Source organism: Stenotrophomonas sp. BR163, from assembly GCF_047520985.2.
GTDB classification, from domain to species: Bacteria; Pseudomonadota; Gammaproteobacteria; order Xanthomonadales; family Xanthomonadaceae; genus Stenotrophomonas; species Stenotrophomonas sepilia.
This window is the reverse complement of sequence record NZ_JAXBRE020000001.1, coordinates 221,721-247,755: the sequence shown is the minus strand read 5'-3', so window position 1 is coordinate 247,755 and position 26,035 is coordinate 221,721. Positions and strand designations below refer to the sequence as shown.

General features: G+C 67.9%; 26 protein-coding genes. 10 read left to right on the top strand and 16 right to left on the bottom strand.

What is annotated here, in order from left to right; all coding sequences use genetic code 11:
- Positions 1 to 144: 144 nt before the first annotated feature.
- Together cydD and cydC are read left to right on the top strand one after the other, a co-directional pair.
- Positions 145 to 1,890 carry a thiol reductant ABC exporter subunit CydD gene (gene cydD, locus ACM0PY_RS01155; RefSeq protein WP_180885931.1) on the top strand — a complete coding sequence of 582 codons (1,746 nt, stop codon included), beginning with the start codon at positions 145 to 147 and terminating at the stop codon, positions 1,888 to 1,890.
- Positions 1,887 to 3,560: a thiol reductant ABC exporter subunit CydC gene (gene cydC, locus ACM0PY_RS01150; protein ID WP_111200736.1), complete on the top strand. Its 1,674-nt coding sequence runs from the start codon at positions 1,887 to 1,889 to the stop codon at positions 3,558 to 3,560. Before cydD ends, cydC begins: the two co-directional genes overlap by 4 nt.
- 85 nt (positions 3,561 to 3,645) lie before the next feature.
- Here the strand turns inward: cydC and ACM0PY_RS01145 are convergent, their stop codons facing one another.
- The 11 genes from ACM0PY_RS01145 to ccmA form a co-directional block, all read right to left on the bottom strand.
- Entirely contained in the window at positions 3,646 to 3,990 is a 345-nt protein-coding gene (locus tag ACM0PY_RS01145) for a DUF1294 domain-containing protein (protein WP_069139778.1), read from the bottom strand.
- The gene (gene metX, locus ACM0PY_RS01140) at positions 3,991 to 5,103 is read right to left on the bottom strand and encodes a homoserine O-acetyltransferase MetX (RefSeq protein ID WP_180883824.1); all 1,113 of its coding nucleotides are present in this window, start codon (positions 5,101 to 5,103) and stop codon (positions 3,991 to 3,993) included.
- A 180-nt stretch (positions 5,104 to 5,283) separates the two neighbouring features.
- The gene (locus ACM0PY_RS01135) at positions 5,284 to 6,273 is read right to left on the bottom strand and encodes a tetratricopeptide repeat protein (RefSeq protein WP_180883826.1); all 990 of its coding nucleotides are present in this window, start codon (positions 6,271 to 6,273) and stop codon (positions 5,284 to 5,286) included.
- Positions 6,267 to 6,716 carry a cytochrome c-type biogenesis protein gene (locus ACM0PY_RS01130; protein WP_065178270.1) on the bottom strand — a complete coding sequence of 150 codons (450 nt, stop codon included), beginning with the start codon at positions 6,714 to 6,716 and terminating at the stop codon, positions 6,267 to 6,269. The genes ACM0PY_RS01135 and ACM0PY_RS01130 overlap by 7 nt, the downstream gene beginning before the upstream one ends.
- Positions 6,717 to 6,720: 4 nt before the next feature.
- The gene (locus ACM0PY_RS01125) at positions 6,721 to 7,338 is read right to left on the bottom strand and encodes a DsbE family thiol:disulfide interchange protein (protein WP_180883828.1); all 618 of its coding nucleotides are present in this window, start codon (positions 7,336 to 7,338) and stop codon (positions 6,721 to 6,723) included.
- Between the two features lie 8 nt (positions 7,339 to 7,346).
- Positions 7,347 to 9,266: a heme lyase CcmF/NrfE family subunit gene (locus ACM0PY_RS01120; protein WP_180883830.1), complete on the bottom strand. Its 1,920-nt coding sequence runs from the start codon at positions 9,264 to 9,266 to the stop codon at positions 7,347 to 7,349.
- Entirely contained in the window at positions 9,267 to 9,728 is a 462-nt protein-coding gene (gene ccmE, locus ACM0PY_RS01115) for a cytochrome c maturation protein CcmE (RefSeq protein WP_005417653.1), read from the bottom strand.
- Positions 9,725 to 9,913, bottom strand: coding sequence for a heme exporter protein CcmD (locus tag ACM0PY_RS01110; protein WP_061478018.1), 189 nt, complete (start codon positions 9,911 to 9,913; stop codon positions 9,725 to 9,727). Before ACM0PY_RS01110 ends, ccmE begins: the two co-directional genes overlap by 4 nt.
- Positions 9,910 to 10,680, bottom strand: coding sequence for a heme ABC transporter permease CcmC (gene ccmC, locus ACM0PY_RS01105; protein ID WP_061478017.1), 771 nt, complete (start codon positions 10,678 to 10,680; stop codon positions 9,910 to 9,912). The genes ACM0PY_RS01110 and ccmC overlap by 4 nt, the downstream gene beginning before the upstream one ends.
- 43 nt (positions 10,681 to 10,723) lie before the next feature.
- The gene (gene ccmB / locus ACM0PY_RS01100) at positions 10,724 to 11,419 is read right to left on the bottom strand and encodes a heme exporter protein CcmB (protein ID WP_006456616.1); all 696 of its coding nucleotides are present in this window, start codon (positions 11,417 to 11,419) and stop codon (positions 10,724 to 10,726) included.
- Complete coding sequence (gene ccmA / locus ACM0PY_RS01095) at positions 11,416 to 12,045, bottom strand: heme ABC exporter ATP-binding protein CcmA (RefSeq protein WP_032954317.1); 630 nt, start codon at positions 12,043 to 12,045, stop codon at positions 11,416 to 11,418. The genes ccmB and ccmA overlap by 4 nt, the downstream gene beginning before the upstream one ends.
- A 178-nt stretch (positions 12,046 to 12,223) precedes the next feature.
- Between ccmA and ACM0PY_RS01090 the strand changes: the two genes are divergently transcribed.
- The 3 genes from ACM0PY_RS01090 to ACM0PY_RS01080 all read left to right on the top strand — a co-directional run bounded on the left by ACM0PY_RS01090 (position 12,224) and on the right by ACM0PY_RS01080 (position 14,731).
- The gene (locus ACM0PY_RS01090; protein ID WP_061478016.1) at positions 12,224 to 13,372 is read left to right on the top strand and encodes a pyridoxal phosphate-dependent aminotransferase; all 1,149 of its coding nucleotides are present in this window, start codon (positions 12,224 to 12,226) and stop codon (positions 13,370 to 13,372) included.
- A 14-nt stretch (positions 13,373 to 13,386) separates the two neighbouring features.
- The gene (locus tag ACM0PY_RS01085) at positions 13,387 to 14,193 is read left to right on the top strand and encodes an amidohydrolase (protein WP_134972830.1); all 807 of its coding nucleotides are present in this window, start codon (positions 13,387 to 13,389) and stop codon (positions 14,191 to 14,193) included.
- 103 nt (positions 14,194 to 14,296) lie between these two features.
- Positions 14,297 to 14,731: a hypothetical protein gene (locus ACM0PY_RS01080; protein ID WP_180883834.1), complete on the top strand. Its 435-nt coding sequence runs from the start codon at positions 14,297 to 14,299 to the stop codon at positions 14,729 to 14,731.
- On the opposite strand, the gene ACM0PY_RS01075 is transcribed toward ACM0PY_RS01080, so the two are convergent.
- Together ACM0PY_RS01075 and ACM0PY_RS01070 are read right to left on the bottom strand one after the other, a co-directional pair.
- Positions 14,718 to 15,011 carry a hypothetical protein gene (locus tag ACM0PY_RS01075; protein WP_134970749.1) on the bottom strand — a complete coding sequence of 98 codons (294 nt, stop codon included), beginning with the start codon at positions 15,009 to 15,011 and terminating at the stop codon, positions 14,718 to 14,720. The two genes, ACM0PY_RS01080 and ACM0PY_RS01075, sit on opposite strands and share 14 nt — an antisense overlap.
- A gap of 95 nt (positions 15,012 to 15,106) precedes the next feature.
- The gene (locus ACM0PY_RS01070; protein WP_180883836.1) at positions 15,107 to 16,234 is read right to left on the bottom strand and encodes an MFS transporter; all 1,128 of its coding nucleotides are present in this window, start codon (positions 16,232 to 16,234) and stop codon (positions 15,107 to 15,109) included.
- Positions 16,235 to 16,324: 90 nt separating this feature from the next.
- Here ACM0PY_RS01070 and ACM0PY_RS01065 point away from each other — a divergent pair, with 90 nt between their 5' ends.
- On the top strand, positions 16,325 to 17,113 hold the full coding sequence (locus ACM0PY_RS01065) for an AraC family transcriptional regulator (protein WP_134970753.1): 789 nt from the start codon (positions 16,325 to 16,327) through the stop codon (positions 17,111 to 17,113).
- Positions 17,114 to 17,229: 116 nt separating this feature from the next.
- On the opposite strand, the gene ACM0PY_RS01060 is transcribed toward ACM0PY_RS01065, so the two are convergent.
- Genes ACM0PY_RS01060 through ACM0PY_RS01050 form a run of 3 tightly spaced genes read right to left on the bottom strand, consistent with a single transcriptional unit; the run spans position 17,230 to position 20,636 of the window.
- Positions 17,230 to 18,849 (bottom strand): pseudouridine synthase, encoded by a 1,620-nt coding sequence (locus ACM0PY_RS01060; RefSeq protein ID WP_061478013.1) that lies wholly within the window; start codon positions 18,847 to 18,849, stop codon positions 17,230 to 17,232.
- Entirely contained in the window at positions 18,842 to 19,717 is an 876-nt protein-coding gene (gene scpB / locus ACM0PY_RS01055; RefSeq protein WP_134972512.1) for an SMC-Scp complex subunit ScpB, read from the bottom strand. The genes ACM0PY_RS01060 and scpB overlap by 8 nt, the downstream gene beginning before the upstream one ends.
- Before the next feature lie 13 nt (positions 19,718 to 19,730).
- Positions 19,731 to 20,636 (bottom strand): segregation and condensation protein A, encoded by a 906-nt coding sequence (locus tag ACM0PY_RS01050; RefSeq protein ID WP_005417635.1) that lies wholly within the window; start codon positions 20,634 to 20,636, stop codon positions 19,731 to 19,733.
- A gap of 374 nt (positions 20,637 to 21,010) precedes the next feature.
- Here ACM0PY_RS01050 and ACM0PY_RS01045 point away from each other — a divergent pair, with 374 nt between their 5' ends.
- The 4 genes from ACM0PY_RS01045 (at position 21,011) to ACM0PY_RS01030 (ending at position 25,903) form a co-directional block, all read left to right on the top strand.
- Positions 21,011 to 21,310, top strand: coding sequence for a YciI family protein (locus ACM0PY_RS01045; RefSeq protein ID WP_180871072.1), 300 nt, complete (start codon positions 21,011 to 21,013; stop codon positions 21,308 to 21,310).
- A complete protein-coding gene (locus tag ACM0PY_RS01040; protein WP_111200744.1) occupies positions 21,307 to 21,582 on the top strand; it encodes a BolA family protein in 276 nt (91 codons plus the stop codon). Before ACM0PY_RS01045 ends, ACM0PY_RS01040 begins: the two co-directional genes overlap by 4 nt.
- Before the next feature lie 148 nt (positions 21,583 to 21,730).
- Complete coding sequence (locus ACM0PY_RS01035; protein ID WP_005417630.1) at positions 21,731 to 22,768, top strand: LacI family DNA-binding transcriptional regulator; 1,038 nt, start codon at positions 21,731 to 21,733, stop codon at positions 22,766 to 22,768.
- Positions 22,769 to 22,846: 78 nt separating this feature from the next.
- Positions 22,847 to 25,903, top strand: a complete 3,057-nt coding sequence (locus tag ACM0PY_RS01030; RefSeq protein WP_061478011.1) for a TonB-dependent receptor — start codon at positions 22,847 to 22,849, stop codon at positions 25,901 to 25,903.
- Positions 25,904 to 26,035: the final 132 nt, after the last annotated feature.

Sequence of the window (26,035 nt, the reverse complement as noted above, 5' to 3'; positions counted from 1 at the left end):
ACAGCCTTGATCCAGATCAATGTATGAACAGGTGCCCCGGTTGATCGTATGCCAACCCGATGAAGACTGCGACCGCTGGCCGCAGAGGCCGGCCATTGCCTGCGCCTACAATGCCGTGTCTCCCCCATCGCCCGTGAAGACCCCTTGAGCGCTGCCGAAACGACCCCTGACAGCCTGTCCCCGGAGGCCGAAACTGCCCGCCAGCGGCGCGCCCGCAGCGCGTGGCTGGCCGATCTGGCGCGGCCTGCTCGAGGCCGCCAGCGGCTGGCGGCACTGTGCATCAGCCTGTCCGGTGCCCTGTTGATCGGCCAGGCGGCCGCCATCGCCTGGCTGGTGCAGCAGGTGCTGGTAGAGCGCGCGCCGCTGGCCTCGGGGTTGCCGGTGCTGGGCGGTCTGGCGGCGATCCTGGTGGCGCGCACGCTGCTGGGCAGCGCCACCCAGGCCGCCGCCGGTGATGTGGCCGATGCCGCGCGGTTGGCCCTGCGTGAACGCGTGTTCGGACGCCTGCTTGGCCTGGGGCCGCTGTGGCTGCGCCAGCGCCGCACCGGCGAACTGGGCGAACTGATGCTGCATCACGCTGATGCGATCGAGAGCTATTACAGCGGTTTCCTGCCGGTACGCACCGAAGTGGTGGTGGTGCCGCTGCTGATCCTGGCCGCCGTAGCCTGGGTCGACTGGGTGGTGGCGCTGATCCTGCTGTTCACTGCACCGTTGGTACCGTTCTTCATGATGCTGGTGGGCTGGGGAGCCGAAGCGGCCGGCCGCGCGCAGCTGGGTGAGCTGGCGCGGATGAGCGGCCATTTCGCCGACCGCATCAAGGGCCTGGGCCTGCTGCGCCTGTATGGCCGCGGCGAGGCTGAGCTGGAGGGGATCGAGGCGGCTGCCGAAGGCGTGCGCGTGCGCACCCTGAAGGTTCTGCGCATCGCTTTCCTGTCGTCCACGGTGCTGGAGTTCTTCGCCTCGGTCAGCGTGGCGATGGTCGCCCTGTACCTCGGGCTGAGCTATCTGGGCATGATGTCGCTGCATGCAACGGTACCGACGCTGGGGGCGGGCCTGTTCTGCCTGCTGCTGGCGCCGGAATTCTATGCGCCGCTGCGACGGCTGGCCGCGCACTACCACGACCGTGCCAATGCGCTGGCTGCCGCTGCCGAGGTGGAGCGCCTGCTGCAGTCGCTGCCCGATGAGCAGCTCCTGATCGAGAACGAAGCTGCGCCGCTGGCGGTGGAGCCGGCCGAGGCCGCGCTGCCGCCGCTGCGGGCACAGGGTCTGGTGCTGCGTCCGCTGGGCGCGCCGCACGATGTGCTGCAGGATCTGGACGTGCTGCTGGAACCGGGCCAGCGCCTGGCCCTGGTCGGTCCCAGCGGGTCCGGCAAGAGTACGTTGCTGGAGGCGCTGGCCGGTTGGCTGCCGCCGCGTGCCGGCAAGCTGCAGGTGCGTCCCGGCGTGCAGGTGGCCTATGCCAGCCAGCGTCCGTACCTGTTCCACGGCAGCATCGCCGACAACCTGCGCCTGGCCGATCCCGGCGCCAGCGATGCGCGCCTGCGCGCGGTGGCCGAGGCTTCGCAGGTACTGCAGTTTGCGCAGCGCCTGCCGCAGGGGCTGGATACGGTGATCGGCGAACGTGGCTTCGGCCTGTCCGGTGGTGAGGCGCGTCGCATCGGCCTGGCCCGCCTCCTGCTGCGTGATCCGCAGGTGCTGCTGCTGGACGAACCCACCGCGTTCCTGGATGCCGATACCGAAGCGGCATTGCTGCGCAGCCTGGCCGCATATGCACGTGGCCGCAGCGTGGTGGTCGCCACCCACAGCCCGGCGGTGATCGCCTGGGCCGATCGTTGCCTGCTGCTGCCGGAAGGCCGCCTGGTGGAACCGGCACAGGCGGTGCGCGCATGAGCCCTTCGCCTGATTCGCTGCGCGCGGTGTTCCTGCGTCATCGTCCGCGCCTGTTGCTGACGATCCTGTTGTTGTGGACCACGATGCTGGCCGGCACTGCATTGCTGGGCCTGTCCGGTGGTTTCCTCACCGCGGCCGCGCTGGCCGGTGCCGCAGGCCTGGGGCAGGGATTCAATTTCTTCTCGCCGTCTGCGGGTATCCGTGGCTTGACCATGGCGCGCATCGTGTCGCGCTACTTCGAAAAGCTGGTGGGCCACGATGCCACCCTGCGCATCGCCCGCGATCTGCGCGTCTGGTTCTTCCGCCGCGCGCTGCCACTGGCGCCGGCACGGCTGGGCGCTACGCGCACCGGCGAGCTGCTGGCGCGACTGCTGGGCGACATCGGCGAGGTGGATGGCCTGCTGGTACGGGCGATCGGGCCGCTGGTGGCACTGGGTGCGCTGTCGGTGGTGGCGGTTGCATCGGCGGCGCTGATCCTGCCGTCGGCGGCAGTGCTGCTGGCGGTGCTGGCGCTGCTGATCGCTTTCGGTGTGCCGTGGCTGGGCGTGCGTGGCCACGATGATGAAGAAGCCGACCGCGCCGCGCATCGCGCCGCATTGCGCACCGCGGCCTTTGAAGGGTTGGAAGGGGCGGGAGATCTGGCCGCGCTGCATGCCGATGCCGCGTGGCAGCTGAAGGTACGCGTGGCAGCCAAGCAGCTGGTTTCGCGCGACCGCCGCCGCCGTTGGCGCCTGATCGCGGCCTCGACCCTGCACGGCCTGGTGGCCGGGCTGGGCCTGGTGGCGATGCTGGCGTTGGCCCTGCACGCCGCCGAACGGCAGCGCATCGCGCCGGAGATGGCGGCGGGCCTCGTGTTCCTGACCGTGGCGTTGATCGAACTGTGGGCCGGCATGGGCTTGGCCTGGCAGTCGCTGCAGTCCGGGCGCATTGCCGCAGATCGCCTGCAGGCGATCGTCGAGCAACCGCCGACGGTGGACGATCCGCAAGTGCCACAGCCGGTGCCGCAAGCCGCGCGCGTGCATTGGGACGATGTGCATTTCCAGTGGCCGGGCGCGGCGCGGCCGGTGCTGTCCGGTCTCCAGCTGACCCTGGCGCCAGGCGAACGCATTGCCATCCGCGGCGACAGCGGCAGTGGCAAGACCACGCTGTCCAGCCTGCTGCTGCGGCTGTGGGATCCGCAGCAGGGGCGAATCACCTATGGTGGCCGCGATCTGCGCGACGTCGACCAGGCTGAGTGGCACCAGCAACTGGCGTGGCTGCCACAGAACGCACCGGTGTTTGCCGGCAGCGTGGCAGAAAACCTGCGGTTGGGCGATCCCGATGCCAGCGACGCCGCCTTGTGGGCGGTCCTCCGTCGCGTGCGCCTGGGCGACTGGGCCGAGCGCAACGGTGGCCTGCAGGCCTGGGTGGGCGAGAACGGCGCGACGATGTCGGCTGGCCAGGCGCGACGGCTGGCGCTGGCGCGGGCACTGCTGCGCAACGCGCCGATCCTGCTGCTGGACGAACCAACCGAAGGGTTGGACGTGGATACCGCACGTGCGCTGCTGCAGGATCTCTCCGGGTTGCTGGACGGGCGCAGCCTGTTGATGATCACCCACGACGACCTGCCCGAAGGCGTGGTCGATGCGCAGTACCGGTTGCGTGATGGGGTGTTGATCCGCGAATCGTGACGATGGTCCGGTAGTGCCGGCCGCTGGCCGGCAATTGAAGCGTCTGAGGTTGCCGGCCAGCGGCCGGCACTACCGATGGCGAGGGTTATCGCGAAAATTCGCGCAGCAGTACCGCGATCGAGGCCACGTTGGCCAGCACGCACAGCCAGAATACCCATTGGAACGCGGCCTTGCGGTGCTTGTGGCGGAACATCGCCTGGCCCAGCAGCGCGCCGGGCCAACCACCGGCAAAGGCCAGCAGCTGCAGGGTGCGCTCGGGAATTCGCCACTGCTTTCGCTGCGCCGCGCGCTTGTCATGGCCATAGAGGCCGAACGACACCGCGCTGGCCAGCACGCACCAGCCGCCCAGCCACAGCGGCAGCACACTGCTGATCATCAATGCAGCCAACGCGCCGAAGGCAGCCAGCGCGAGATTACGCCGCCACGCCACTTACAGCGCGTCGAGGAAGCCGCGCACGGCCGGGCCGAAACGCTCGAAATCGACGAGGAAGGCGTCGTGGCCCTGCGGCGATTCCAGGCCGATGAAGTGCGCATCGGCACCGCCGGCGCGCAGGCCATCGGCAACCTGTTGCTGCTGCTGCACGGGGAACAGGATATCGGTGTTGGCGCCGATCGCCAGCGCCTTCTCCACGCGGATCTTCGCGAGCCCGGCCAGCACGTCGCCGTCGGCATACTCGGCCAGGTCGAACCAGTCCATCGAGCGGCTCAGGTACAGGTAGCAGTTGGGATCGAAGAAACGCACGAAGCGCCGTGCGTGGCCTTCCAGATAGCTTTCCACCTGGAATTCCAGGCCGAACGGATCGTCGTCGGTCTGGTCCGAATCCAGCCGCACGCGGCCGAAGCGGCCATCCCACTCCAGCGCGGAGCGGTAGGTGATCACGCCCAGTTTGCGCGCCATGCGCATGCCGGACTCGGGGTACTCGGCATCGTCGTAGTGGCCGCCATTCCAGCGCGGGTCAAGGCGGATCGCCTCGCGCTGCAGCGAGCGGATCGCAATCGAGAACGGCAGTGCCTGCGCGCTGCCGGAAATGTTGACGTGGCTGCGCGCGATGCCCGGATGCAGCATCAGGATGGCAAGGCCCGTCATGCCGCCCATCGAGTTGCCGACCACGCAGGCCAGCCGCTCGATACCGAGTGCACGCACGACGTCGACGGCGGCGCGGGCACCGTCTTCGATCGACAGCTCGGGGAAGTCCAGGCGGTAGGGCTGACCGTTGGCCGGGTTGAGCGAAGCGGGGCCGGTCGAGCCCTTGCAGCTGCCCAGCGAATTCACGCATACCACGAACCAGCGGTTGGTATCGATCGGCTTGCCGGGGCCAACCATCGCTTCCCACCAGCCCGGTGCCGGGTTGGCCTCGTTGGCCGCTGCATGCGCGTCTGGGGACAGGCCGGTCACGATCAGGATCGCATTGCTGGCATCGGCCGCCAGCGTTCCCCAGGTCTCGTAGGCCACGCGCGCGCCGTGCAGGGCGCCACCGCGCTTGAACGGGAACGGCGAAGGCAGGGCGTGGAAGCGGGTGCCGGGCGGGATGAATTCGGTCATGCACGCATTCTAGCGGGGCGGCATGTGGAGCTGGCGACACGCTGGATTCCAGCAGCGGGTGGACGCGGACCGGACCGCCGTATCCACGCATGGCGTGGATCTGCTGTAGAGCCGAGCCGATGCTCGGCTGGCGGGCGCCGGCAACCCAATCGCAGCCGAGCGTGGGCTCGGCTCTACAAGTCAGGGAAACCGCAGCTCAACCACGCCGTCATGCGGCAGCGTCACCCGCACCACGTCGCTCTGCAGGTCGCCCTCGCTGCGATTGGCGCTACCAGTACGCGAGATGCGTGCCAGCACTTCCACTTCGCGATGGGCTGACAGCGGTGCGGTTGGCATCGGACTGTCAGCGTCGCCCAGCGCAACCGTGGCCGGGAAGCCGGCCAGCGGCAGCTTGCGAGCGGCCACCGGCATCGGCGGTCCATCCACGGCGCGCGCCAGTACGAACACCTGGGTGCTGGCTGGCCAGTCGGCGTTGTTCAGTGCCGGCAGCTGCACGCGCACCTGCAGCAGCGCCGCTGGCGCCGCAGCGCCAGCATCGGGCGCCTGGCCAGCGGCCTCGCGGGCAATCGCGATCTGCGCCTGCAGCGCCCGCGCGGCGCCCGGTTCCAGTCGCGGCAGCAGGCCGCTCCACACGTCCGCAGCCTCGGCGTTCTTTCCGCGCTGCCGCAGGGCGATGCCCAGCAGCCAGCTGGCGCGCTCGGCGTCGGGGGCCCGAGTACGTGCCTGCTGCAACCAGGCCATCGCAGTGTCATCGAACTGCTTGCCGGCATCAGCCTGCGCGCGCGCCTGCGCGGCTTCCACCAGCACGCCCGGATCATCCGGTGCCAATTCGGCGGCCTTCGCGAAGGCGTCTGCCGCAGCTGAGGTATTGCCCAGTTCGGCCTGCGAACGCCCGAGCAATGCCCAGCCATCGGCACGCTGAGGGTCGCGCTTCAGTGCATCCTGCAGGGCCTGCACGCCATCGCGCAGGGTGGCTACCGACGGCGTCGGCTGCACCTGTGCTGCACGCGGATCACCGACCAGCAGGTACAGGCAGGCACCGGCCACGCCCAGTGCGAACACGCCGACCACGAAACCGCGACGACCTTGGTGGCGCAACGGCCACAGCACCAGTGCTGCCATCAGCGCAGCAACCAGGCCGGCCAGCACCGGCAGCCAATGGTTCACCATTCGTCTCCTTCATCGGCCTTGCCGGCCGGTGCCGCGCCGACGGTGCGTCCACGTCGGCGGACGATGCCCAGCACCACCAGTGCACCGGCGCCGAGCACCAGCAGGGGGCCACCCCACAGCAGCCAGGTGCCCGGCTGCAACGGTGGTTGATAGAGCACGAACTCACCGTAGCGGGCGACCAGGAACTGCTTGATCTGTGCGTCGTCGTGGCCCTGCTGCATCAGCTGCAGCACCTCGCGGCGCAGGTCCTGGGCGATCTGCGCATTGGAATCGGCCAGCGACTGGTTCTGGCACTGCACGCAGCGCAGCTGCGCGGCCAGGTCATGGAAGCGGCGTTCCTCGGCATCATCGCGGAACTGCAGCGGCTGCGGATCGTGCAGCGGCTGCTGGGCCAGCGCGGCCAGCGGCACCATCAGGAGCAGCAGCGCCAGCAGCCAGCGCATCGGCTCAGGGCGCCGTATGCAGGGTGTTGCCGGCACTGCCCTGGGCCTTCTCGATCTTCTGCAGTGCCGGGATCAGCTTCTCGTCGACCACGCGCTGGGTCATCGCGCCACTGTACTTCCAGCGCACGATGCCACTGCCATCGACCAGGAACGTCTCCGGTGCGGCGGTTACGCCCCAGTCGATCGCGGTGCGGCCCTCGACGTCACTGAGCACCACCATGAACGGGTTGCCCAGCTGTTCCAGCCAGTGCAGCGCGTCGGTCGGATCATCCTTCCAGTTGTAGCCGATCACGCGCACGCGCTTGCTCTCGGCAAAGCGGGTCAGCACCGGATGTTCTTCGCGGCAGGCCGCGCACCAGCTGCCCCAGACGTTCAGCAGATAGGGCGCACCGCGCAGCTCGTCGCTGTGTACGATCATTTCCGGGTCATGCAATACCGGCAGCGCGAACGCCGGCGCCGGCTTGTCGATCAGGGCCGACGGCAGCACGTCGCGCTGCGGGTCGCCCGATTTCATCACCCCGTAGATCATCAGCCCGAGCAGGCCGAAGAAGAACAGCACGCCGATCACGATGGCTACCGGCGGCAGCGGGCGGGAGGGGCGCGGGGCGGGGGACTCGGACATGGGAACTCCTACGGACGACGGAAACGGCGGTCGGCGGCGGTGATGAATCCGCCCAGGGCCATCAGCAGCGCGCCGAGCCAGATCCAGCGCACGAACGGCTTGATGTGCACCCGGACCGCCCATGCATTGTTGCCCAGCGGCTCGCCCAATGCCACGTAGACATCACCGTCGAAGCGTGCATCGATGCCGGCCTCGGTCATCACCTGGCCGCCACTGGCGTACTGGCGTTTCTCGGGATGCAGCAGGGCCTGCTCGCGGCCGTTGCGGAACACCCGCAGGTGGCCCCGATCAGCGATGAAATTCGGCCCTTCGCGATGGTCCACGCCTTCGAAGCGGACTTCGTAGCGACCGACCACCAGCTGCTGCCCCGGTGCCAGCGCCACTTCGCGCTGCACGTTCAGCGCTTCGACCAGCAGGGCGCCGGCCAGGAACACGGCGATGCCGGCGTGGGCGACGATCATGCCGAGCATCTCGGCGGTGAAGCGGCCATTGCCGCGCATGCGCTGCCAGACGAAGCGCGCGGTGCCGAGTGCGACCCAGGCCGCAGCGGCGACGCCGATGCCGGCCTTCCAGCCATTCTGCGGTGCCTGCCACCAGGCCAGCGCGCCCAGCAATACCGCCAGGCCCAGCCAGGGTGCCAGCAGCGCGAAGGCGCGCGAGGGCTGGTCACGCTGCCATTTCACCAGCGGGCCGAACGGCAGCAACAGGATCATCGGTGCCATCAGCAGCAGGAACAGGCTGCCGAAGTAGGGCGGACCGACCGAGATCTTGCCCAGCGACAGCGCATCGGCCAGCAGCGGGTACAGCGTGCCGAGCAGCACCATCGCGCAGGCGGTGGCCAGCAGCAGGTTGTTCGCCAGCAGCAGGGTCTCGCGCGAGGTGGCGGTGAAGCCACGGCGCGGATCATCGGCGTCCACGCTCAGCTGGCTGGCGCGCAGCGCATACAGCAGCAGGCTGCCGCCGACCAGCACCGACAGGAACACCAGGATGAACAGGCCGCGCGAGGGATCGGCAGCGAACGAATGCACGCTGGTCAGCACGCCCGAGCGCACCAGGAAGGTGCCCAGCAGCGACAGCGCGAACGCAGCGATGGCCAGCAGCAGGGTCCAGCTGCCGAAGGTGCCCCGTTTTTCGGTGACGGCCTGTGAATGGATCAGTGCCGCACCGACCAGCCACGGCATGAAGCTGGCATTTTCCACCGGGTCCCAGAACCACCAGCCGCCCCAACCCAGCTCGTAGTAGGCCCACCAGCTGCCCAGTGCGATGCCCAGGGTCAAAAAGCCCCAGGCGACGTTGGTCCACGGCCGCGTCCAGCGCAGCCAGCGTGCATCCACGCGACCTTCCAGCAGCGCGGCCACTGCGAATGCGAAGGGCACCGCGAAGCCTACGTAGCCCAGGTACAGCATCGGTGGATGGATGATCAGCCCCGGATCCTGCAGCAGCGGATTGAGGTCGCGGCCTTCCAGCGGTGCCGGGTTCAGGCGCAGGAACGGGTTGGATGTGAAGATCAGGAAGGCGAGGAAGCCGACGCTGACAATGCCCATCACCGCCAGTACGCGCGCCTGCACCGGTGCCGGCAGGTGCCGCGAGAACAGCGCCACCGCGCCGGTCCACAATGCCAGCACCAGCGCCCACATCAGCAGCGAGCCCTCGTGCGCGCCCCACACCGCCGAATAGCGGTAGATCAGCGGCAGCAGCGAATTGGAGTTCTCGGCCACATAGCGCACCGAGAAATCCTGCTGCACGAACGCGGCGGTCAGCACCGCGAAGGCGCCGGCCAACAGCAGCAGCTGCGCGAAGGCGGCAGGCCGCGCCACTGCCATCCATGCCGCGTTGTTGCGATGCGCACCGACCAGCGGCAGGCCGGCCTGCAGCAGCGAGGCCAGCAACGCACACAACAGCAGGATCTGACCCAGTTCGGGCAGCACTCAGCGCACCTCGGGGGCCGTCACCGGCACGTCGTGCTTGCGATGGGCATCGCCCATCTTGTCGGCCACTTCCTTCGGCACGTACTTCTCATCGTGCTTGGCCAGCACTTCGTCGGCGACGAAGACACCGTCCTGCAGGCGGCCACTGGCGACCACCGCGGTGCCTTCGGCGAACATGTCCGGCAGGATCCGCGAGGTGGTCACCGCCAGCTGTGCATCGCCGTCGGTCACCTCGAAGCGCGCCTCCAGCGAGCCGACCGGGCGGTTGAAGGAGCCCTTCACCACCATGCCGCCCAAGCGGAAACGCGACTGTGCATCGACATCGCCGCGCAGCACTTCCGAAGGGGTGTACAGGTAGGCGATGTTGCGCTCCAGCGCCATCGCCACCAGCGCGGTGGCCAGGCCGGAGGCGAGCAGGGCCAGCAGCACCCACACCAGGCGGCGACGCTGCACCGGGGTCATCGTTCCAGCTCCGTCGACAGCGGCGTCGCCGCGTCCTGCCTGCCAGCGCGGGTCTGCTGCCGCTGCTGGCGGGCCAGTGCCAGCCGGCGCGCCACGCGCAGGCGCAGCCACGAACCGAGGGCATCGGCGCTGAGCACCAGCACGAATACGGCGTAGGCGCCGATCACATAGGGCAGGTGTGTCATGGCTGGGCCTCCCGGGTGGCGCGCGCGGCATCGACACGGCCGCCGACCCAGGCCTTGCCGGCCTCGCGGTCGAGATTGTCGGCGCGGGCCTTGGCCAGCACCGAACCGGCGAACCAGAACTTGGTGCCGATCACCATCCACCACAGCGGCGCGATCATCGCGCTGCTGATCGCCGATTCACCGAACACGTTGATCGACTGGCGCTGGTGCAGGCCACCCCACCAGTCCACCGAATAGCGGATCACCGGCAGCAGGCTGACACCTACAATGGCCAGCAGGCCAGCGGCGCGCGCGGCGCTGCGGCGGTCTTCGATGGCGTGGTACAGGCCGATCACGCCCAGGTACAGGAACAGCAGTACCAGTTCGCTGGTCATGCGCGGGTCCCAGTCCCACCAGGTGCCCCAGGTGCCCTTGCCCCAGATGCTGCCGGTCAGCAGGGTGATGAGGGTGAAGCCGGCGCCCATCGGCGCGCAGGCCATGGCCAGGATCTCGCAGACCTTGATCCGCCAGATCAGCGCGATCGCGGCATACAGCGCCATCAGCGCGAACACGAACAGGCTCATCCAGGCACTGGGCACGTGGATGTAGAGGATGCGGAAGCTGTCCAGCTGCTTGGCTTCCGGCGGCACCACCAGCAGCGCCTGCCACATGCCGACCAGCAGCACCGGCACTGCGGCGAGGTAGAACACCCGCGACCAGCGGGCAGCGAAACGGTCGAACGTGGGAGGCGAACCGAGTTGGTGGAACCAGCGGACAATCGGATTCATGCGTGGCGGCTATCCAGCAGGGGTGGATTGGCTCTCAGCTCGGTCAACTCAGAGAAATACGTATTGCAGCGGCGGTGGCCAGCGGCGCCAGCACCAGCGCGACCAGCAGGCCAGCGCCCAGCATCAGCAGCGCACCGACCGGATCCTGCCCGCGCCCGGCTGCCGCCAGGCTGCCTGCGCCGAACACCAGCACCGGCACGTACAGCGGCAACGACAGCAGCGCCACGAGAATACCAGAGCGCCGGATGCCAACGGTCAGTGCAGCGACCACGCCACCGATCAGGCTCAGCAACGGTGTTCCCAGCAGCAACGATGCCAGCAACATCGGCAGCTGGTCATGCGGCAGATGCAGCATTTCGGCCAGCAGCGGGCTGACCACGATCAGCGGCAGCGCGGTGGTCGCCCAATGCAGCAGCACGCGCACCAGTACCAGCCAGGCCAGCGGCACCGGCGCCAGCAGCCACTGTTCCAGCGAGCCATCTTCGGCGTCGGAGCGGAACAGCGAATCCAGCGATAGCTGTCCCGCCAGCAGCACGGCCAGCCACAGCACCGCGCCGGCGGTAGCGGCCAGCAGTTGTGGCTCACGACCCTGGGCCAGCGCGAACAGCACCACCACCAGCACCGCGAACAGCAGCGGTTGCAGCGCGTCGCCGCGGCGGCGCCAGAGCAGGCGCAGGTCGCGCTTGAGCAGGGCGCCTGCGGTCTGCCACAGGCCCGGTTCGGTGCCCGGCGCGATCATGCGGCACCGCCGAGGTCGAGCTGGCGGGTGCGCACCGGCGGTGCGGCATAGGCGCCGTGGGTGGTGACCAGCGCAGCGCCACCGGCGCGCAGGTGCGCCGAAATCATCCGGTTGACCAGAGTGATGCCCTCCAGGTCGAGGTTGGCGTAGGGTTCGTCGAGCAGCCACAGTGGCGCCGGCGACAGCCAGATGCGCGCCAGTGCCAGCCGCCGCTTCTGCCCGGCCGACAGGTGGCGTACCAGAGTGTCCTCGTAACCGGCCAGGCCGACGATGGCCAGCGCGTTGCCGGGCATCTGCCGCGCACGGCGGCCGTGCAGGCCGCACAGGAAGTGCAGGTTCTCCAGCGTGCCGAGGTCCGGCTTCAGCGCCGGCAGGTGGCTGAGATAGGCGACATAGCGCGCACGCTCGGCGTTGCTGGCCGGCTTGCCGTCGATCCGCACCTGGCCGGCCCCGGGCCGGGCCAGGCCGGCCAGCACGCGCAGCAGGGTGGTCTTGCCGGCGCCATTGCCACCCTGCACCAGCAGGGCTTCGCCGGCGTCCACGTGGAAGTCCAGCGGGCCGAACACCGGCTCGTCATTGCGGGAGAAGCTCAGGCCGCTGGCGGCCAGCAATGCAGGGGTGTCCAAGGGGCAGGGGTCTTCATGCCGGAGTGCGGTGGCAATTGTAGCGGTGAATTCACAGGGTAGTGCCGGCCGCTGGCCGGCAATTTCGCCATCTGCCAGCCGAGGTTGCCGGCCAGCGGCCGGCACTACCGACGCGCGGATTGCGTAAACTCGGAGGCCTTGTTCCGCACAGTCCAGGCCGATGCAACCCACCACCAAGCTGCCCAAGGTCGGTACCACGATCTTCACCGTGATGTCCCAGCTCGCCGCCGAACACGGCGCGGTCAACCTGGGCCAGGGTTTCCCGGACTTTTCCGCGCCGCAGCGCCTGATCGATGAGACGGCCAGGGCGATGGCCGCCGGGCTGAACCAGTACCCGCCGATGACCGGCGTAGCCCCGCTGCGCCAGGCCATCGCCCAGAAGGCGCTGGACTGCTACGGCGCACAGGTCGATGCGGACAGCGAGATCACCGTCACCAGCGGCGGCACCGAGGCCATCTTCAACGCCATCCACGCCGTGGTGCGTGCGGGCGAGGAAGTGATCGTGCTCGACCCGGCCTACGATTGCTACGAGCCGGCGATCGACCTGGCCGGCGCCAAGGCGGTGCATGTGTCGCTCGATCCGCAGACCTTCGCCGTCGATTGGGATCGCGTGCGTGCAGCGATCTCCCCGCGCACCCGCATGTTGATCGTCAACACCCCGCACAATCCGTCCGGCGCGATGCTGTCGGCGCAGGACATGCAGGCGCTGGCCGAGCTGCTGCGCGGCACGCAGATCTACCTGATTTCCGATGAAGTGTATGAGCACATCATCTACGACGGCCGTCGCCACGAGTCGGCGCTGCGCTACCCGGAGCTGCGCGAGCGCGCGTTCGTGATCTCCAGCTTCGGCAAGACCTACCACTGCACCGGCTGGAAGATCGGCTATGCGATCGCCCCGCCGGCGCTGACCGCCGAGTTCCGCAAGGTGCACCAGTACAACACCTTCACCAGCTTCGGCCCGGCGCAGTACGGTTTCGCCGCGATGATCCGCGATGAGCCGGAACACCACCTGGAACTGGGCGCGTTCTACCAGGCCAAGCGCGACCGCTTCCGCGAGCAGCTGGCCAGCACCCGCCTGAAGGCGCTGCCGGTACCGGGCGGCTACTTCCAGCTGGTCGACTACTCGGCCATCAGCGACCTGCCGGACCATGAGTTCGTGAAGTGGCTGACCATCGAGAAGGGCGTGACCGCCATCCCGCTGTCGCCATTCTATGAGACTCCTCCGGCCGGCCAGCGCCTGGTGCGCCTGTGCTTCGCCAAGAACGAAGCGACCATGGACGCGGCGATCGAACGCCTGCGCCTGCTGTGAGCGGAGGCGTGGACATGCAGGATCTGCGCATTTCCCTCGTCCAGGGCGACACCCGCTGGCACGACCCGGCCGGCAACCGCGCCTACTACGGCGCGCTGCTGGCACCGCTGGCCGGCACCACCGACCTGGTGATCCTGCCGGAGACCTTCACCAGTGGTTTCTCCAACGAGGCCATTGCCCAGGCCGAAGGCATGGACGGCCCGACCGTGGCCTGGGTGCGTGAGCAGGCCAGGGCCTTGAACGCGGCGGTGATCGGCAGCGTGCAGCTGCGTGATGGCGAAGGCGTCTACAACCGCCTGCTGTTCGCCACGCCCGATGGCACGCTGGAGTACTACGACAAGCGCCACCTGTTCCGTTACGGCGGCGAGCACGAGCGTTATGCCGCCGGCCGTGAGCGCCTGAGCGTGGAATGGAAGGGCTGGCGGATCAATCCGCAGGTCTGCTACGACCTGCGCTTCCCGGTGTTCTGCCGCAACCGCTACAACGTCGAACGCCCGCAGCAGCTGGATTTCGACCTGCAGATCTTCGTGGCCAACTGGCCGTCGGCGCGCGCCTATGCGTGGAAGACCCTGCTGCGTGCGCGGGCAATCGAGAACCTGTGCTTCGTGGCGGCGGTGAACCGCGTCGGCGTGGACGGCAACCAGCTGCACTACGCCGGCGACAGCGCGGTGCTGGATTTCCTCGGCCAGCCGCAGGTGGAGATCCGCGAACGCGAACAGGTGGTGACCACCACCATCTCGGCCGATGCCCTGGCCGCACATCGCGCGCGCTTCCCGGCGATGCTCGATGCCGATGCCTTCCACCTGGACGAACAGGCCTGAGCCACGGCCTGAACACCACCGCACCAGCGCGCGCGCCTGCATCCAACGTGCACGCGCGCGCTGCTAGATTCGCCGTCAGTCCGACCGAACTGGAAGTCCTGCCATGAACAAACCTTTCGCCGTCCTTCTGGCCCTGTCTGCTGCAACGCTGGCCCCGGCTGCGCACGCTGCCGGCAATCTCGATTGCCAGCTGCGCTACAACCTGTCCGGCTGGTCGCTGATCTACAAGACCGCCTCCGGCAACGGCACGGTCAGTTGCAGCAACGGCGCCAGCCTGCCAGTGCGCATCGAAGTGAAGGGCGGCGGCCTGACCGTGGGCAAGTCGAAGATCACCAATGGCCGTGGCAGCTTCACTGGCGCCGTCAGCGTCAACGAACTGCTGGGCACCTACGCCTCGGTTGGCGCGCATGCGGGTGCCGTGAAGTCCAGCAACGCGCAGGTGATGACCAAGGGCGACATCTCGCTGGCCCTGTCCGGTACTGGCAAGGGCTGGGACCTGGGCGTGGACGGCGCCGCCTTCACCATCAGCCGGCGCTGAGGCGCGTCGGCTCGGCAATTGCCCAGCTGATGCGGATGTAGTGCTGTTCGGAGTCGCTCAACAGCCGTTCGACAACGAAACCATTTTTCAGCAATTGTGCGACCGCGTCTTCGACGAGCTGCTCGCTGGCCATTACCTGGCTGAAGCCGAACACGATGTAGCGACGGCCATTTTCCGAGCCGGCCTGGATGGCGTTGTCGAGGTCGCGGTAGAACAACTCGATCGGACGCTTGGCGGCGTCAGCATTGGCGCGGGCCTGTTCGGCGGTGATGGTGATCATGGGCATCTGCCTTGGGTGGGACAGCGCGCACGATAGCCAGCGAATCAAAGTCCTTCCCGGAAGCCGCGCACAGTGCGCTCCATTTGCAGCCATTCCTAGGTCGCAGCGGGACGCCGCCGTTGCAGCCACAAGGCCAGCAGGCCACACACGATAACGGTCGGTGCCAGCATCTGCACTGCACCGACCAGCGCCATTGCCGCACCGATCAACAGGTAGTAGAGCAGGCCGAACAGCGCGCCTGCGCTGCCGAGACAGTGTGGATAGCTGCGCAGGGCCTGGCCGAGCACATTGGGAATGGCCAGGCCGAAGCCCGTCACCACCGGCACCATCGCCGCGACCAGGGCAGGGTGATCATGCAGCAGCGCAGCCAGCAGGCCTCCCGTCAGAACCAGGCCTGCGGCGATGCGGATGCGCGTGGCCGCGGCAACGTCCGCACGCAGCAGGCGGCCATTGCCCCATGCGCCCAGTGCCGAGCCCAGTGCCAGCAACGCGCCGCTAGCGCCGAACCAGGCGGCGGGCCAGTGCAGGCGCGCAAATACGAAAGGACCGAGCGCGTACCAGCTGTACATCGCTACGTTGAAAGCCACCACCAGCAGCGCGTGCGACCAGATCCAGCGATCGCGCAGCAGTTGCCACAGCAGCGGCAGCATGGGCGTGTGGGGGATATGTGCAGGGCGGCTTTCACGCAGGCCCGCCAGGCATGCGACTGCCAGCAGGGCAGCGATCAGCAGCAGGCCGGACTGTACGCCGACGTAGCCATGGGCGGCGACCAGCAGCGTGCCCAGTGCAAGGCCGATGGCCGGGCTCAGGGCCAGGGCCATGCCGATCCAGGAGAATGCCTGCGCCAACGCCGGCCCCTGCAGATGGTCGCGCAGCACGGTCTGGGTGACCACCGAAGCGGCGGCGGCGCCGACCGCAGCCAGCGCTTGGGCCAGCAACACCGGGCCGAAGCTGCCAGCCAACAGGCCGCACAGTGCAGCCACGGCAAAGACGCCGAGGCCACAGAGAAGGGCCGGGCGACGACCGATACGATCGGCCAGGCGCCCCCACAACAGCACGCCTGCAGCGAAGCCGAACAGATACAGGCTCATCGCCTGGCTGGCGGTACCCGGCGGCAGGGCGAAGCGTTTGGCCAGATCGGCCAGGGCCGGGCTGTACAGGGTCTGCGCCAGCTGGGGAAACATCAGCAGCGCGATGGTGAGCAACAACAGGCGACGCGACATGCGGGCGCTCCACGAACAGGGCCGCGCATTGTGGTCGCGCCTGCAATGGCGCACTCTCTCCATCCTGTCATTGGATATATGAAATCGGACATGGCCTGGTTGCAGCCGGACGCGCCCTTCGACGCTGATGCCTGGAGCGCTCCGGTGCTGGGGATCGCGGCGTCACTGGCGGATCACGATTCGGGTTGGCACCAGCATGCACGCGCGCAGCTGCTCTACACCCGGCAGGGCTGTACGCGCCTGACCTACGGTGATCGCATCAGCCTGCTGCCGCCTGCGCGCGCGGCGTGGATTCCGGGCGGGCTGCGCCATCGCGCGCAGATGCGCCAGGCGGTCGACTACCGTTCGTTGTACTTCGACGCCACCCTGTCGGCCCAGCTGCCCCGGCAACCGGCGATCATCGGCGTAGGTCCGCTGCTGCAGGCCTTGCTGGAGCCGATCGCGGAGGCACCGTTCGACCATGACTGGCAATTGCCGCGCGCGCACCATCAACTGGCGTTGTGCGTGCTGGAAATCGCCGCTGCACCGGTGGCGCCGATGGACCTGCCTTTGCCGCGTGATCCACGCATTGCACGTTGCCTGCCGCTGGCCGAACAGCTGCCGCCCGAACTGGGCGAGCTGGCCGAGCGCGCGGGTTTGAGCGTGCGCACCATTGGCCGGCTGATGCAACGTGATACCGGCATGGGCTATCAGGCCTGGCGCCAGCAATGGCGCCTGATGCGGGCCATGGAGCTGCTGCTGCTCGGGCATCGCGTCGCGCATGTGGCGCAGGACACTGGCTTCTCCGCCGAGAGCCCGTTCATCGCCTTCTTCCGCAGCATGGCCGGCACCACGCCCGCCGCTTTCCAGCGCCACGCAAAAGGGGACGGAGGGGATTAAGTCGTTTTCGCCCCTTCGACACATGGCGTGGCGAAAACGACTTAATCCCCTCCGTCCCCTTTTTAAAGAAAAACCCCGGCCTGGGCCGGGGTTTCTCATTTCAGCGTGGCCTGTGATCAGCCGCCGCGTGGGCCGCTACGGCGCGGGCCGCCCGGGCCGCGGTTGCCGCCGGGACCACGGTTGCCACCCGGACCGCCGGGGCCGCGGTTACCTCCGGGGCCACGGTTGCCACCACCCGGACCACGACCGCCCGGACGGGCGCCCTGTGCCGGCTTCGGGCTGCCATACGGGTTGAAACCCGGGGTTGCATGGTCGGACGGGAAGCTCGGGGCGTTGCCCGGATGACCGTACGGGTGCTTGTTGCCCTGGCCCTGCGAGCGGTTGCCGGCACCGGCCGGACGACCCTGGCCGCCTGCGCCGCCACGGCCTTCACCACCGAAACCGCCACGGCCCTGGCCGCCGGCGGCGCCCGGGCCCTTCGGCTTGCCGTACGGACGGCCCTGGCCGCCCGCGCCCGGTCCACGGGCACCCGGGCCACGTGCGCCCGGGCCGGCATTGCGGTGCCCGCTCGGGCCAGTGCTCACGCCATCGGGCACGTACCAGGTGCGGAACGCGGCCGGATTGCCTTCCGGCAGCGAACGGTCATTCTTCGGCGCGCGCTGCTTGAACGGCTTCTGCGACTGCTTGGCCGCTGCTTCACCGCTGACCGTCAGGCCGCCCTTGAAGCCGCCACCCTTGCCGCCGCGACCACGGCCGCGGTCTTCGCGGACGTTGTCGAAACGGCGCAGCTCGCGACCTTCGTCAGCGGTGTTGTGGCCATTGACATAGGCATTGCCGCGGCCACCTTCGCGCACGCGCACAGTGGTCTTTGCGGCGCGGCGCTGGCCGATCACCGGCTGCAGCGTCAATGCCGACGGAGCGCCTTCTTCCAGCTTCAGCTGCGCGCGCAGCGCTTCCACCTGAGCGGTGCCCAGTTCCACCGAATGGCCACGGGCCAGTTCGCGCGGCAGGCTCACCTTGCCATAGCGGGTGCGCTTCAGGCGGCTGACCTGGCAGCCCTGCGATTCCCACAGGCGGCGCACTTCGCGGTTGCGGCCTTCCTTCACCACGACGCGGAACCAGTCGTGAGAATCGGTGCCGCCGATGCGTTCGATCTCATCGAACTTGGCCGGACCGTCTTCCAGTGCGACGCCACGGCTGAGGCGGTCGACGATGGCGTCGGAGACCTTTTCCTCGCCTTCCGGTGCACGCACGCGCACCACGTACTCGCGCTCGACCTCGAACGACGGGTGCATCATGGCGTTGGCCAGCTCACCGTCGGTGGTGGCCAGCAGCAGGCCGGTGGTGTTGATGTCCAGGCGGCCGATGGCGATCCAGCGCGCGCCCTTCAGCGGCGGCAGCGACTCGAACACGGTCGGGCGGCCTTCGGGATCTTCGCGGGTGGTCACCTGGCCTTCCGGCTTGTTGTAGACCAGCACGCGCGACGGCTCGGCCAGGGCAGTGGCGACGAAGCCACGGCCATCCAGTTCGATCCTGTCGCCGCTCTTGACCGACATGCCGGTCTGCGCGACTTCACCGTTGACCTTGACCAGGCCTTCGGCGATGCGCTGTTCCAGCGCGCGGCGCGAGCCGAGGCCGGCCTGGGCCAGCACCTTGTGCAGGCGCTCTTCCAGCTTGAACTGTTCGGAGGTGGCTTCGCGCTTCAGCGAGAGCTTGTTACGGGGGGTGTCACTCATCAGTTTTGCTCCGGCCGACGGTTTCGAGGTCGGCCTCTGGTTCGGAATCGGCTTGGTCAACAGCCACGGTCGTCATCGCGACGGCGTTGTCTTCGCGTTCGTTCACTGGCACCGCGCGCTCGCCCGGCGCGGAATCGGGGTGCCCATCATCGAGGGGCGAAGGTGCTTGCTCATCGGAGGCCGATGCAGGGGCTGCATTGGCGGAATCGGGGGTGTCACTGCCGGCCAGGCCGGCGTCATCGTTCGCGGCAACGCCATCGGCGCTGGCCGAGATGTCCGGACCCTCGGCACCGGCCACGGCCGGTGCATCACGGTCCAGGGCCAGCTGCGGTTCCAGCTCGCCCAGGTCCTTCAGTTCCGACAGCGGCGGCAGTTCGTCCAGTCGCTTCAGCCCGAAGTAGTCCAGGAAGCCCTTGGTGGTGCCGAACAGCGCCGGCTTGCCGGGCACGTCGCGGTGGCCGACCACGCGGATCCATTCGCGTTCTTCCAGCGCCTGGATGATGTTGCTGCTGACCGCCACGCCGCGCACCTGCTCGATCTCGCCGCGGGTGATCGGCTGCCGGTAGGCGATCAGCGCCAGGGTTTCCAGGGTGGCGCGGGTGTAGCGGGTCTTGCGTTCGGTCCACAGCCGGCTGATCCAGCCATGTACTTCGCTGGTGACCTGGTAGCGGAAGCCGGAGGCGACCTCGACCAGTTCCACGCCACGACCTTCGCAGGCCTCGCGCAGGCGCTCCAGCGCACGTTCGACGCTGCCCGGCGGTGCCGGTTCCTCTTCCGGAAACAGGTCCTTCAGCTGGGCCAGGGTGAGTGGCTGGCTGGAGGCCAGCAGGGCACCCTCGACAATGCGGTCGATCAGCGATTGATCCATCGGCAGTCAGCGCTCACTCGTTGGCATTGGCGGCGTCGTTGTCGTCAAACTCGCTGCTGAACTGCAGCGGCGCGTTGGTGTTGCCAGCAGCCAGCGACTTCACGTAGATCGGCGCCAGCGGTTCTTCCTGGACGATGTCCAGCAACTGTTCCTTGGCCAGTTCCAGCACTGCCAGGAACGTGACAAGCACGCCCAGCTTGCCTTCTTCGGCGGTGAACAGCCCTTCAAAACGATAGAACTTGCCGTCTTCCAGGCGTCCCAGTACTTCGCCCATGCGTTGCCGCACGCTCAGTGCTTCGCGCTTGATGGCGTGGCCGCTGAACAGCTCGGCGCGCTTGAGCACGTCGTGCAGGGCCAGCAGCATTTCCTTCAGGTCCACCGGCGGCGGCAGCTTCACCGTGGCGCGCTCGGGCATGAAGGCATGCGCCACCGTGGTGTCGCGGTCCTGGCGGGGCAGGGCGTCGATGTCCTCGGCGGCCTGCTTGAAACGTTCGTACTCCTGCAGCCGGCGCACCAGCTCGGCGCGCGGGTCGGCCTCATCGCCTTCCTCGCTGACCGGGCGCGGCAGCAGCATCCGCGACTTCACCTCGGCCAGGATCGCGGCCATCACCAGGTACTCGGCCGCCAGCTCGAAGCGCAGCTCGCGCATCACGGTGATGTATTCCACGTACTGCCGGGTGATTTCGGCCACGGGAATGTCCAGCACATCCAGGTTCTGGCGGCGGATCAGGTACAGCAGCAGGTCCAGCGGGCCTTCGAAAGCGTCCAGGATGACTTCCAGCGCGTCCGGCGGGATGTACAGGTCCTGCGGGATCTGCAGGACCGGTTGCCCATGCACCACGGCCAGCGGCATTTCCTGCTGCTGGGGGGCGGGCGGCCGGGTTGGCGGGTTCGCGTCGAGCGCGAGTTCGGAAGTCATCTAATGGACATCAGGATTGCAACGGACCAGTCGCGGCACCGGGTTCGCCGGGCCAACGCCACGGAGCCCCAGGGCACCAGACACGCCGGGATCGGCGCGATTCCACACATATCAAACAGCAGGACGCGCCGCAGTAAACGGCAGCGACAGAACTACGGGGAGGTCGTCTACGTGGCCCGGCCAGGTGGTCCGGTTTGAAGCAGCGGATCTGTCGTCGGGGGCTGCGTGGCCGCAGAATCCGACGGGCTGCTGCATCCAGCCACGTGCAATGGAGTCTAGGGTAAGCCTTTGCTGCGCCAGTGTCCAGCCGGACCGGGGCAGGGGCTGCATTGGCTAGAGTCGGCGGACCCGACAACGCAAGCGAGGAAATGCCGGTGTGGTATGTGATCGAAGGGTATGACGGCCGGGATGTGCTGGCGCAGCGGCTGCAGGCGCGGCCGGAGCATCTGGCGCGGCTGCATGCGCTGCGCGACGCGGGACGCCTGCTGCTGGCCGGGCCATGCCCGGCGGTGGACAGTGAAGACCCGGGCCCGGCCGGTTTCAGCGGTTCGGTGGTGATCGCGCAGTTCGAGTCGCTGCCGCAGGCCCAGGCCTGGGCCGATGCCGACCCGTACGTGGCTGCAGGCGTCTACACCCGCGTGCAGGTCCGCCCGTTCCGCAAGGTGCTGCCGTGAACGCGGAACGGATCGAGCGGATCCGTGATGCGCTGCAGCAGGCGCTGGCGCCGAGCGTGCTGGTGATCGAGGACGACAGCCATCGTCACGCCGGCCATGCCGGTGCGCGCGACGGGCGCGGCCATTTCAACGTGCATGTGGTCAGTGAGCGCTTCGCCGGGCTGGGGCCGCTTGCCCGGCACCGCGCGGTCTATGCCGCGCTGGGGTCGATGATGGAGACCGATATCCACGCGTTGTCCATCCGCGCGCAGACCCCGTCAGAACAGGGCTGAGCCCTTGTCCCACGCTGTCCTGGCGGGTCCTTCATGGCCTCGCCACGGACAGGTTTTCATGTCCATTTAGGGACATTCGCCTAACGGACTGTTTACAAGTCTGGATGGAAACGCTTACATTCCGCGCCAATGCTGGTAGGTCCAAGCCGTGGAGGGCGGCTTCGTGAACAAGGCAGCTATCACAATCAAAGACGTCGCACGCGAAGCCCGGGTCTCCGTGGCCACGGTTTCCCGCGCGCTCAACGGGCATGAAAATGTCGCCGAACCGGTCCGCCAGCTTGTGCTGGAGGTGGCCGCACGGCTGCGTTACACCCCGCACGCCGCCGCCCGCAGCCTGAGCAGCCGCCGCACCAATACGGTGGGCGTGGTGCTGCCTGACCTTTACGGCGAGTTCTTCTCCGAGCTGATGCGCGGCATTGACGGGGTGGCCCGCAACCGCCGCCAGCACCTGCTGGTGTCCAGCTACCACGGTGACCAGGAACAGCAGGGCGCCGCCCTGCGTGCCATGCGCGGCCGCGTCGACGGCCTGCTGGTGCTTTCGCCCTATGCCGAGAGTCCGGGCTTCCTGACCGACAACCTGCCGCAGTCGTTGCCGACGGTGTTGATCAACACCTATCTGCCCGGGCAGGACCACCCGGTGCTGAGCATCGACGACCACGCCGGCGCAATGGCGATGACCCGCCACCTGCTGGATGCCGGCCACCGCCGCATTGCCTTCATTTCTGGTCCGGACCTCAACTTCGACGCGCGCGAGCGCCTGCGCGGCTTCCGTGACGCGCTGGCGGCTTCTGGCGGTGGCGCCGAAGGCATCGAGTTGCCCGGTGATTTCGACGAAGCTTCCGGCCATCGTGCCGGTCAGGAGTTGCTGGCAGCCGGAGCGCTGCCCGATGCCGTATTCGCCGCCAACGACATGATGGCCCTGGGCTGCCTGTATGCGTTTACGCAGGCAGGGGTCCGTGTGCCGGCCGATGTGGCCCTGGCGGGTTTCGATGACATTCCACTGGCGCGTTTCGTCCACCCGTCGCTGACCACCATGCAGGTCAGCATCGCCGAGCTCGGCGACCGGGCCATGACGCGTCTGATGCAGTTGATGGACGGCACCTCCACGGATGGGGCAGGGGACAAGCAGACCCTGGTTCCCCGCTTGATTGTTCGCGATTCCACCACTCCGCCATCCGGCCGTTGAAGCCAGAGGCGTTTCTTCTTTTTTTTGACTGATCGCAGGGACCGCGCAAGCGGTTACCGCCACCCGGAGATTGAGTTGATGATGCATACCACCTTCCGCATGCCGGCGCGCCGGCTGCTGAGCACCGCTCTGGTCAGCTGCCTGATGCTGGCTGCCGCCCCGAACGTCATGGCGCAGTCGGCCAACGCCAGCCTGCGCGGCCAGGTTGCCGGTGCCCAGGCCGGCACCGAAGTGACCGCCACCAACGTGGCCACCGGTACCGTCCGCCGTGGCACCATCCGCGCCGACGGCAGCTACTCGCTGATGGGCCTGGATCCGGGCACGTACAACGTGGTCGCCAACGGCCAGACCCAGAAGGTCACCGTCACCGTGGCTTCGACCGCGACGCTGAACTTCGCTGGCGCAGCCAGCAGCACCCCGGGCTCGACCGCGGCCACCAACCTGGACACCGTCAACGTTGTTGCGCCGACCCTGCTGCAGGAAGTGCGCACCTCCGAAGTTGGCAAGACCGTCAGCCTGCAGCAGATCCAGACCACCCCGCAGGTGTCGCGCAACTTCCTGGAGTTCGCCGACGCGGTGCCGGGCCTGATCTTCACCCGCGATGCCAAGGGCAACACCTCGCTGCGCGGCGGCGCCACCAATGCAGATGGCACCAACGTCTACATCGACGGCGTGGGCCAGAAGAGCTACGTCAAGGGCGGTGGCGTGGCCGGCCAGTCCGGCAGCGCCGGTAACCCGTTCCCGCAGCTGGCCATCGGCGAATACAAGGTCATCAGCGGCAACTACAAGGCCGAGTATGGCCAGGTGTCGAGCGCCGCAGTGACGGCTGCAACCAAGTCCGGTACCAATGAGTTCAAGGGTGAGGCGTTCTACCGCTACACCGATGAAGACATGCGTGCCAAGACCCCGGCCGAGCGCCAGGGCGGCAAGGAGAAGATGGTCTCGGCCGAGAAGGAATACGGCTTCGCCCTGGGCGGTCCGATCATCCAGGACAAGGCGCACTTCTTCGTGACCTACGAAGCCAAGCGCTTCGACCTGCCGGTCACCATCGCGCCGGATGGCGCGGTCACCGGCGCTGCCGGCCTGCTGCCGCCCGCCGGTGCCGCCGGCCTCGGCCCGGCCAGCCAGCCGTTCCAGCAGGATCTGATCTTCGGCAAGATCGACTTCGAGCCGACCGACAACGACCGCATCGAGCTGACCTTCCAGGACCGCGACGAAACCCAGTCGCAGTTCAGTGGCCAGACCTCGCCGGAAGCCGGCCGTGAAGTGGTCAACACCGACCGTCGTTATGCCCTGCGCTGGAACCACAGTGGTGAGCGCTACTACAACGAGTTGATGGTCACCCACGAAGACTCGTTCAACAACCCGACCCCGCTGACGCTGGCCAACGGCATCACCTACACCGCACCGGACGGCCCCGAAGACCGCACCATCGTGAAGATCGGTGGCGCCTCGGCACTGGATTCGCAGGTGAAGGGCCAGAAGGGCTGGTCGATCGAAGACAACCTGACCCTGGATGGCATCCAGTGGGCCGGTGACCACACCATCAAGATGGGCGTGAAGTACAAGGCGATCGATCTGTACGCATCCGATGCGGCGCAGATCAATCCGACCTTCACCTACTCGCTGGGCGATCCGGACTTCCCCGATTCCATTCCGTACAAGGCGCAGTTCGTCAAGCCGGTGACCGGCGTGACCGGCGTGTCCGGCGAAGTGCGTTCGAAGTCCAAGCAGTACGGCGTGTTCATCCAGGACGACTGGCAGGTCAACGACCACCTGCAGCTGAACATCGGCCTGCGCTGGGACTACGAGAAGACCCCGTCCTACCTGGACTTCGTGACCCCGCAGCAGGTGGTCGACGCCATCTATTCGCAGGATCCGCGCGCCCCCGCTGGCCAGACCTATGCCGATTCGCTGGCACTGGGCGGCCTGGACATCAGCGACTACATCAGCAACGGCCACAACCGCAAGGCGTTCAAGGACGCCTGGCAGCCGCGCCTGGGCTTCTCGTATGACATCAACGCCGACGAGCAGCACGTGATCCACGGTGGTGCCGGCCGTTCCTACGACCGTGACCTGTTCGACAACCTGCAGCTGGAAACCACCAAGCTGGCCCTGCCGCAGCCGACCATCTACTTCCGCAACCCGGCTACCGGCGCCTGCATCAACGGCCAGGCCGCCTGCTATGACTGGAACCCGAACCTGCTCAACGGGATCGGCAACCTGCAGGCCCTGGTCGGCGCGACCAGCAATGCCGGCCTGGAAGTGGACCTGCTGAACAACAAGCTGAAGGCGCCGTACTCGGATCAGTTCAGCCTGGGCATGAGCAACCAGATCGGCGACTGGCTGACCGACGCCACCATTGCCCGTACCCTGAGTTACGACGGCTTCGCCTTCACCCTGGGCAACCGCTACCCGACCGGCCAGTTCTTCGATGATCCGCGCCTGTGTGGTGGCACCTCCCCGGGCCTGAGCCAGGCCTGGAGCTGCAACGTGCCGGGCTTCGGCAGCCTGATCATCGGCCAGCAGGGCATCAAGACCCGTGCCACCCAGGTCCTGTTGTCGGCACAGAAGCCGTTCACCAAGGAAAGCGGCTGGGGCACCTCGATCGCCTACACCTGGACCACCGCGCGCCATAACCGCGACATCAACGAGAAGTACGCCTTTGACCGCGGCCTGATCGGTGACTACCCGACCATCCGCTCCAACGGCGCACCGCGCCACCGCCTGGTGGTGACCGGTTCGTACGCGGGCTTCTGGGGCATCACCTTCGGCGGCAAGATCACCCTGGCCACCCCGACCGCCGTCAACGACTGGTACCCGGTGATGCAGGCCAGCGGCTACACCCTGCCGACCCCGCAGGCGGCCGTGCCCAACGCAACCGGCAAGTTCCTGGTGGGTGGCAAGATCTTCGGCTACCGTTCGGTCGACCTGCAGGCGACGAAGACGTTCAAGCTGGCGGGCAACACCGAGCTGTACGCCCGTCTGGACATCATCAACGTGTTCAACTTCGACAACTTCTCCACCTACAACTACGTCAAGACCAACGGCAAGCTGCAGGCCAGCTACAACGAGACCGGCGACATCATCGGCACGCCGCGCCAGGTGAAGGCCGAGGTGGGCTTCCGCTTCTAAGCGGCGCCGCCTGCTGCTGTATCCGATGCCGCCGGTCCGCCGGCGGCATCGATTGTGTGAGAACGGCAATGGCCGGCCCCGTGCCGGTCCAGTGGCCCCCCCCCTGGCGGGGCCGGGGGCGCGGCGGGGGGC

Bases quoted from the DNA above. Each gene is read 5' to 3' on its own strand.
- cydC (WP_111200736.1), top strand. From the start codon at position 1,887: ATGAGCCCTTCGCCTGATTCGCTGCGCGCGGTGTTCCTGCGTCATCGT.
- metX (WP_180883824.1), bottom strand. From the start codon at position 5,103: ATGACCGAATTCATCCCGCCCGGCACCCGCTTCCACGCCCTGCCTTCG.
- ACM0PY_RS01135 (WP_180883826.1), bottom strand. From the start codon at position 6,273: ATGGTGAACCATTGGCTGCCGGTGCTGGCCGGCCTGGTTGCTGCGCTG.
- ACM0PY_RS01130 (WP_065178270.1), bottom strand. From the start codon at position 6,716: ATGCGCTGGCTGCTGGCGCTGCTGCTCCTGATGGTGCCGCTGGCCGCG.
- ACM0PY_RS01125 (WP_180883828.1), bottom strand. From the start codon at position 7,338: ATGTCCGAGTCCCCCGCCCCGCGCCCCTCCCGCCCGCTGCCGCCGGTA.
- ccmE (WP_005417653.1), bottom strand. From the start codon at position 9,728: ATGACCCCGGTGCAGCGTCGCCGCCTGGTGTGGGTGCTGCTGGCCCTG.
- ACM0PY_RS01110 (WP_061478018.1), bottom strand. From the start codon at position 9,913: ATGACACACCTGCCCTATGTGATCGGCGCCTACGCCGTATTCGTGCTG.
- ccmC (WP_061478017.1), bottom strand. From the start codon at position 10,680: ATGAATCCGATTGTCCGCTGGTTCCACCAACTCGGTTCGCCTCCCACG.
- ccmB (WP_006456616.1), bottom strand. From the start codon at position 11,419: ATGATCGCGCCGGGCACCGAACCGGGCCTGTGGCAGACCGCAGGCGCC.
- ACM0PY_RS01090 (WP_061478016.1), top strand. From the start codon at position 12,224: ATGCAACCCACCACCAAGCTGCCCAAGGTCGGTACCACGATCTTCACC.
- ACM0PY_RS01085 (WP_134972830.1), top strand. From the start codon at position 13,387: ATGCAGGATCTGCGCATTTCCCTCGTCCAGGGCGACACCCGCTGGCAC.
- ACM0PY_RS01080 (WP_180883834.1), top strand. From the start codon at position 14,297: ATGAACAAACCTTTCGCCGTCCTTCTGGCCCTGTCTGCTGCAACGCTG.
- ACM0PY_RS01075 (WP_134970749.1), bottom strand. From the start codon at position 15,011: ATGATCACCATCACCGCCGAACAGGCCCGCGCCAATGCTGACGCCGCC.
- ACM0PY_RS01070 (WP_180883836.1), bottom strand. From the start codon at position 16,234: ATGTCGCGTCGCCTGTTGTTGCTCACCATCGCGCTGCTGATGTTTCCC.
- ACM0PY_RS01065 (WP_134970753.1), top strand. From the start codon at position 16,325: ATGGCCTGGTTGCAGCCGGACGCGCCCTTCGACGCTGATGCCTGGAGC.
- ACM0PY_RS01060 (WP_061478013.1), bottom strand. From the start codon at position 18,849: ATGAGTGACACCCCCCGTAACAAGCTCTCGCTGAAGCGCGAAGCCACC.
- scpB (WP_134972512.1), bottom strand. From the start codon at position 19,717: ATGGATCAATCGCTGATCGACCGCATTGTCGAGGGTGCCCTGCTGGCC.
- ACM0PY_RS01050 (WP_005417635.1), bottom strand. From the start codon at position 20,636: ATGACTTCCGAACTCGCGCTCGACGCGAACCCGCCAACCCGGCCGCCC.
- ACM0PY_RS01030 (WP_061478011.1), top strand. From the start codon at position 22,847: ATGATGCATACCACCTTCCGCATGCCGGCGCGCCGGCTGCTGAGCACC.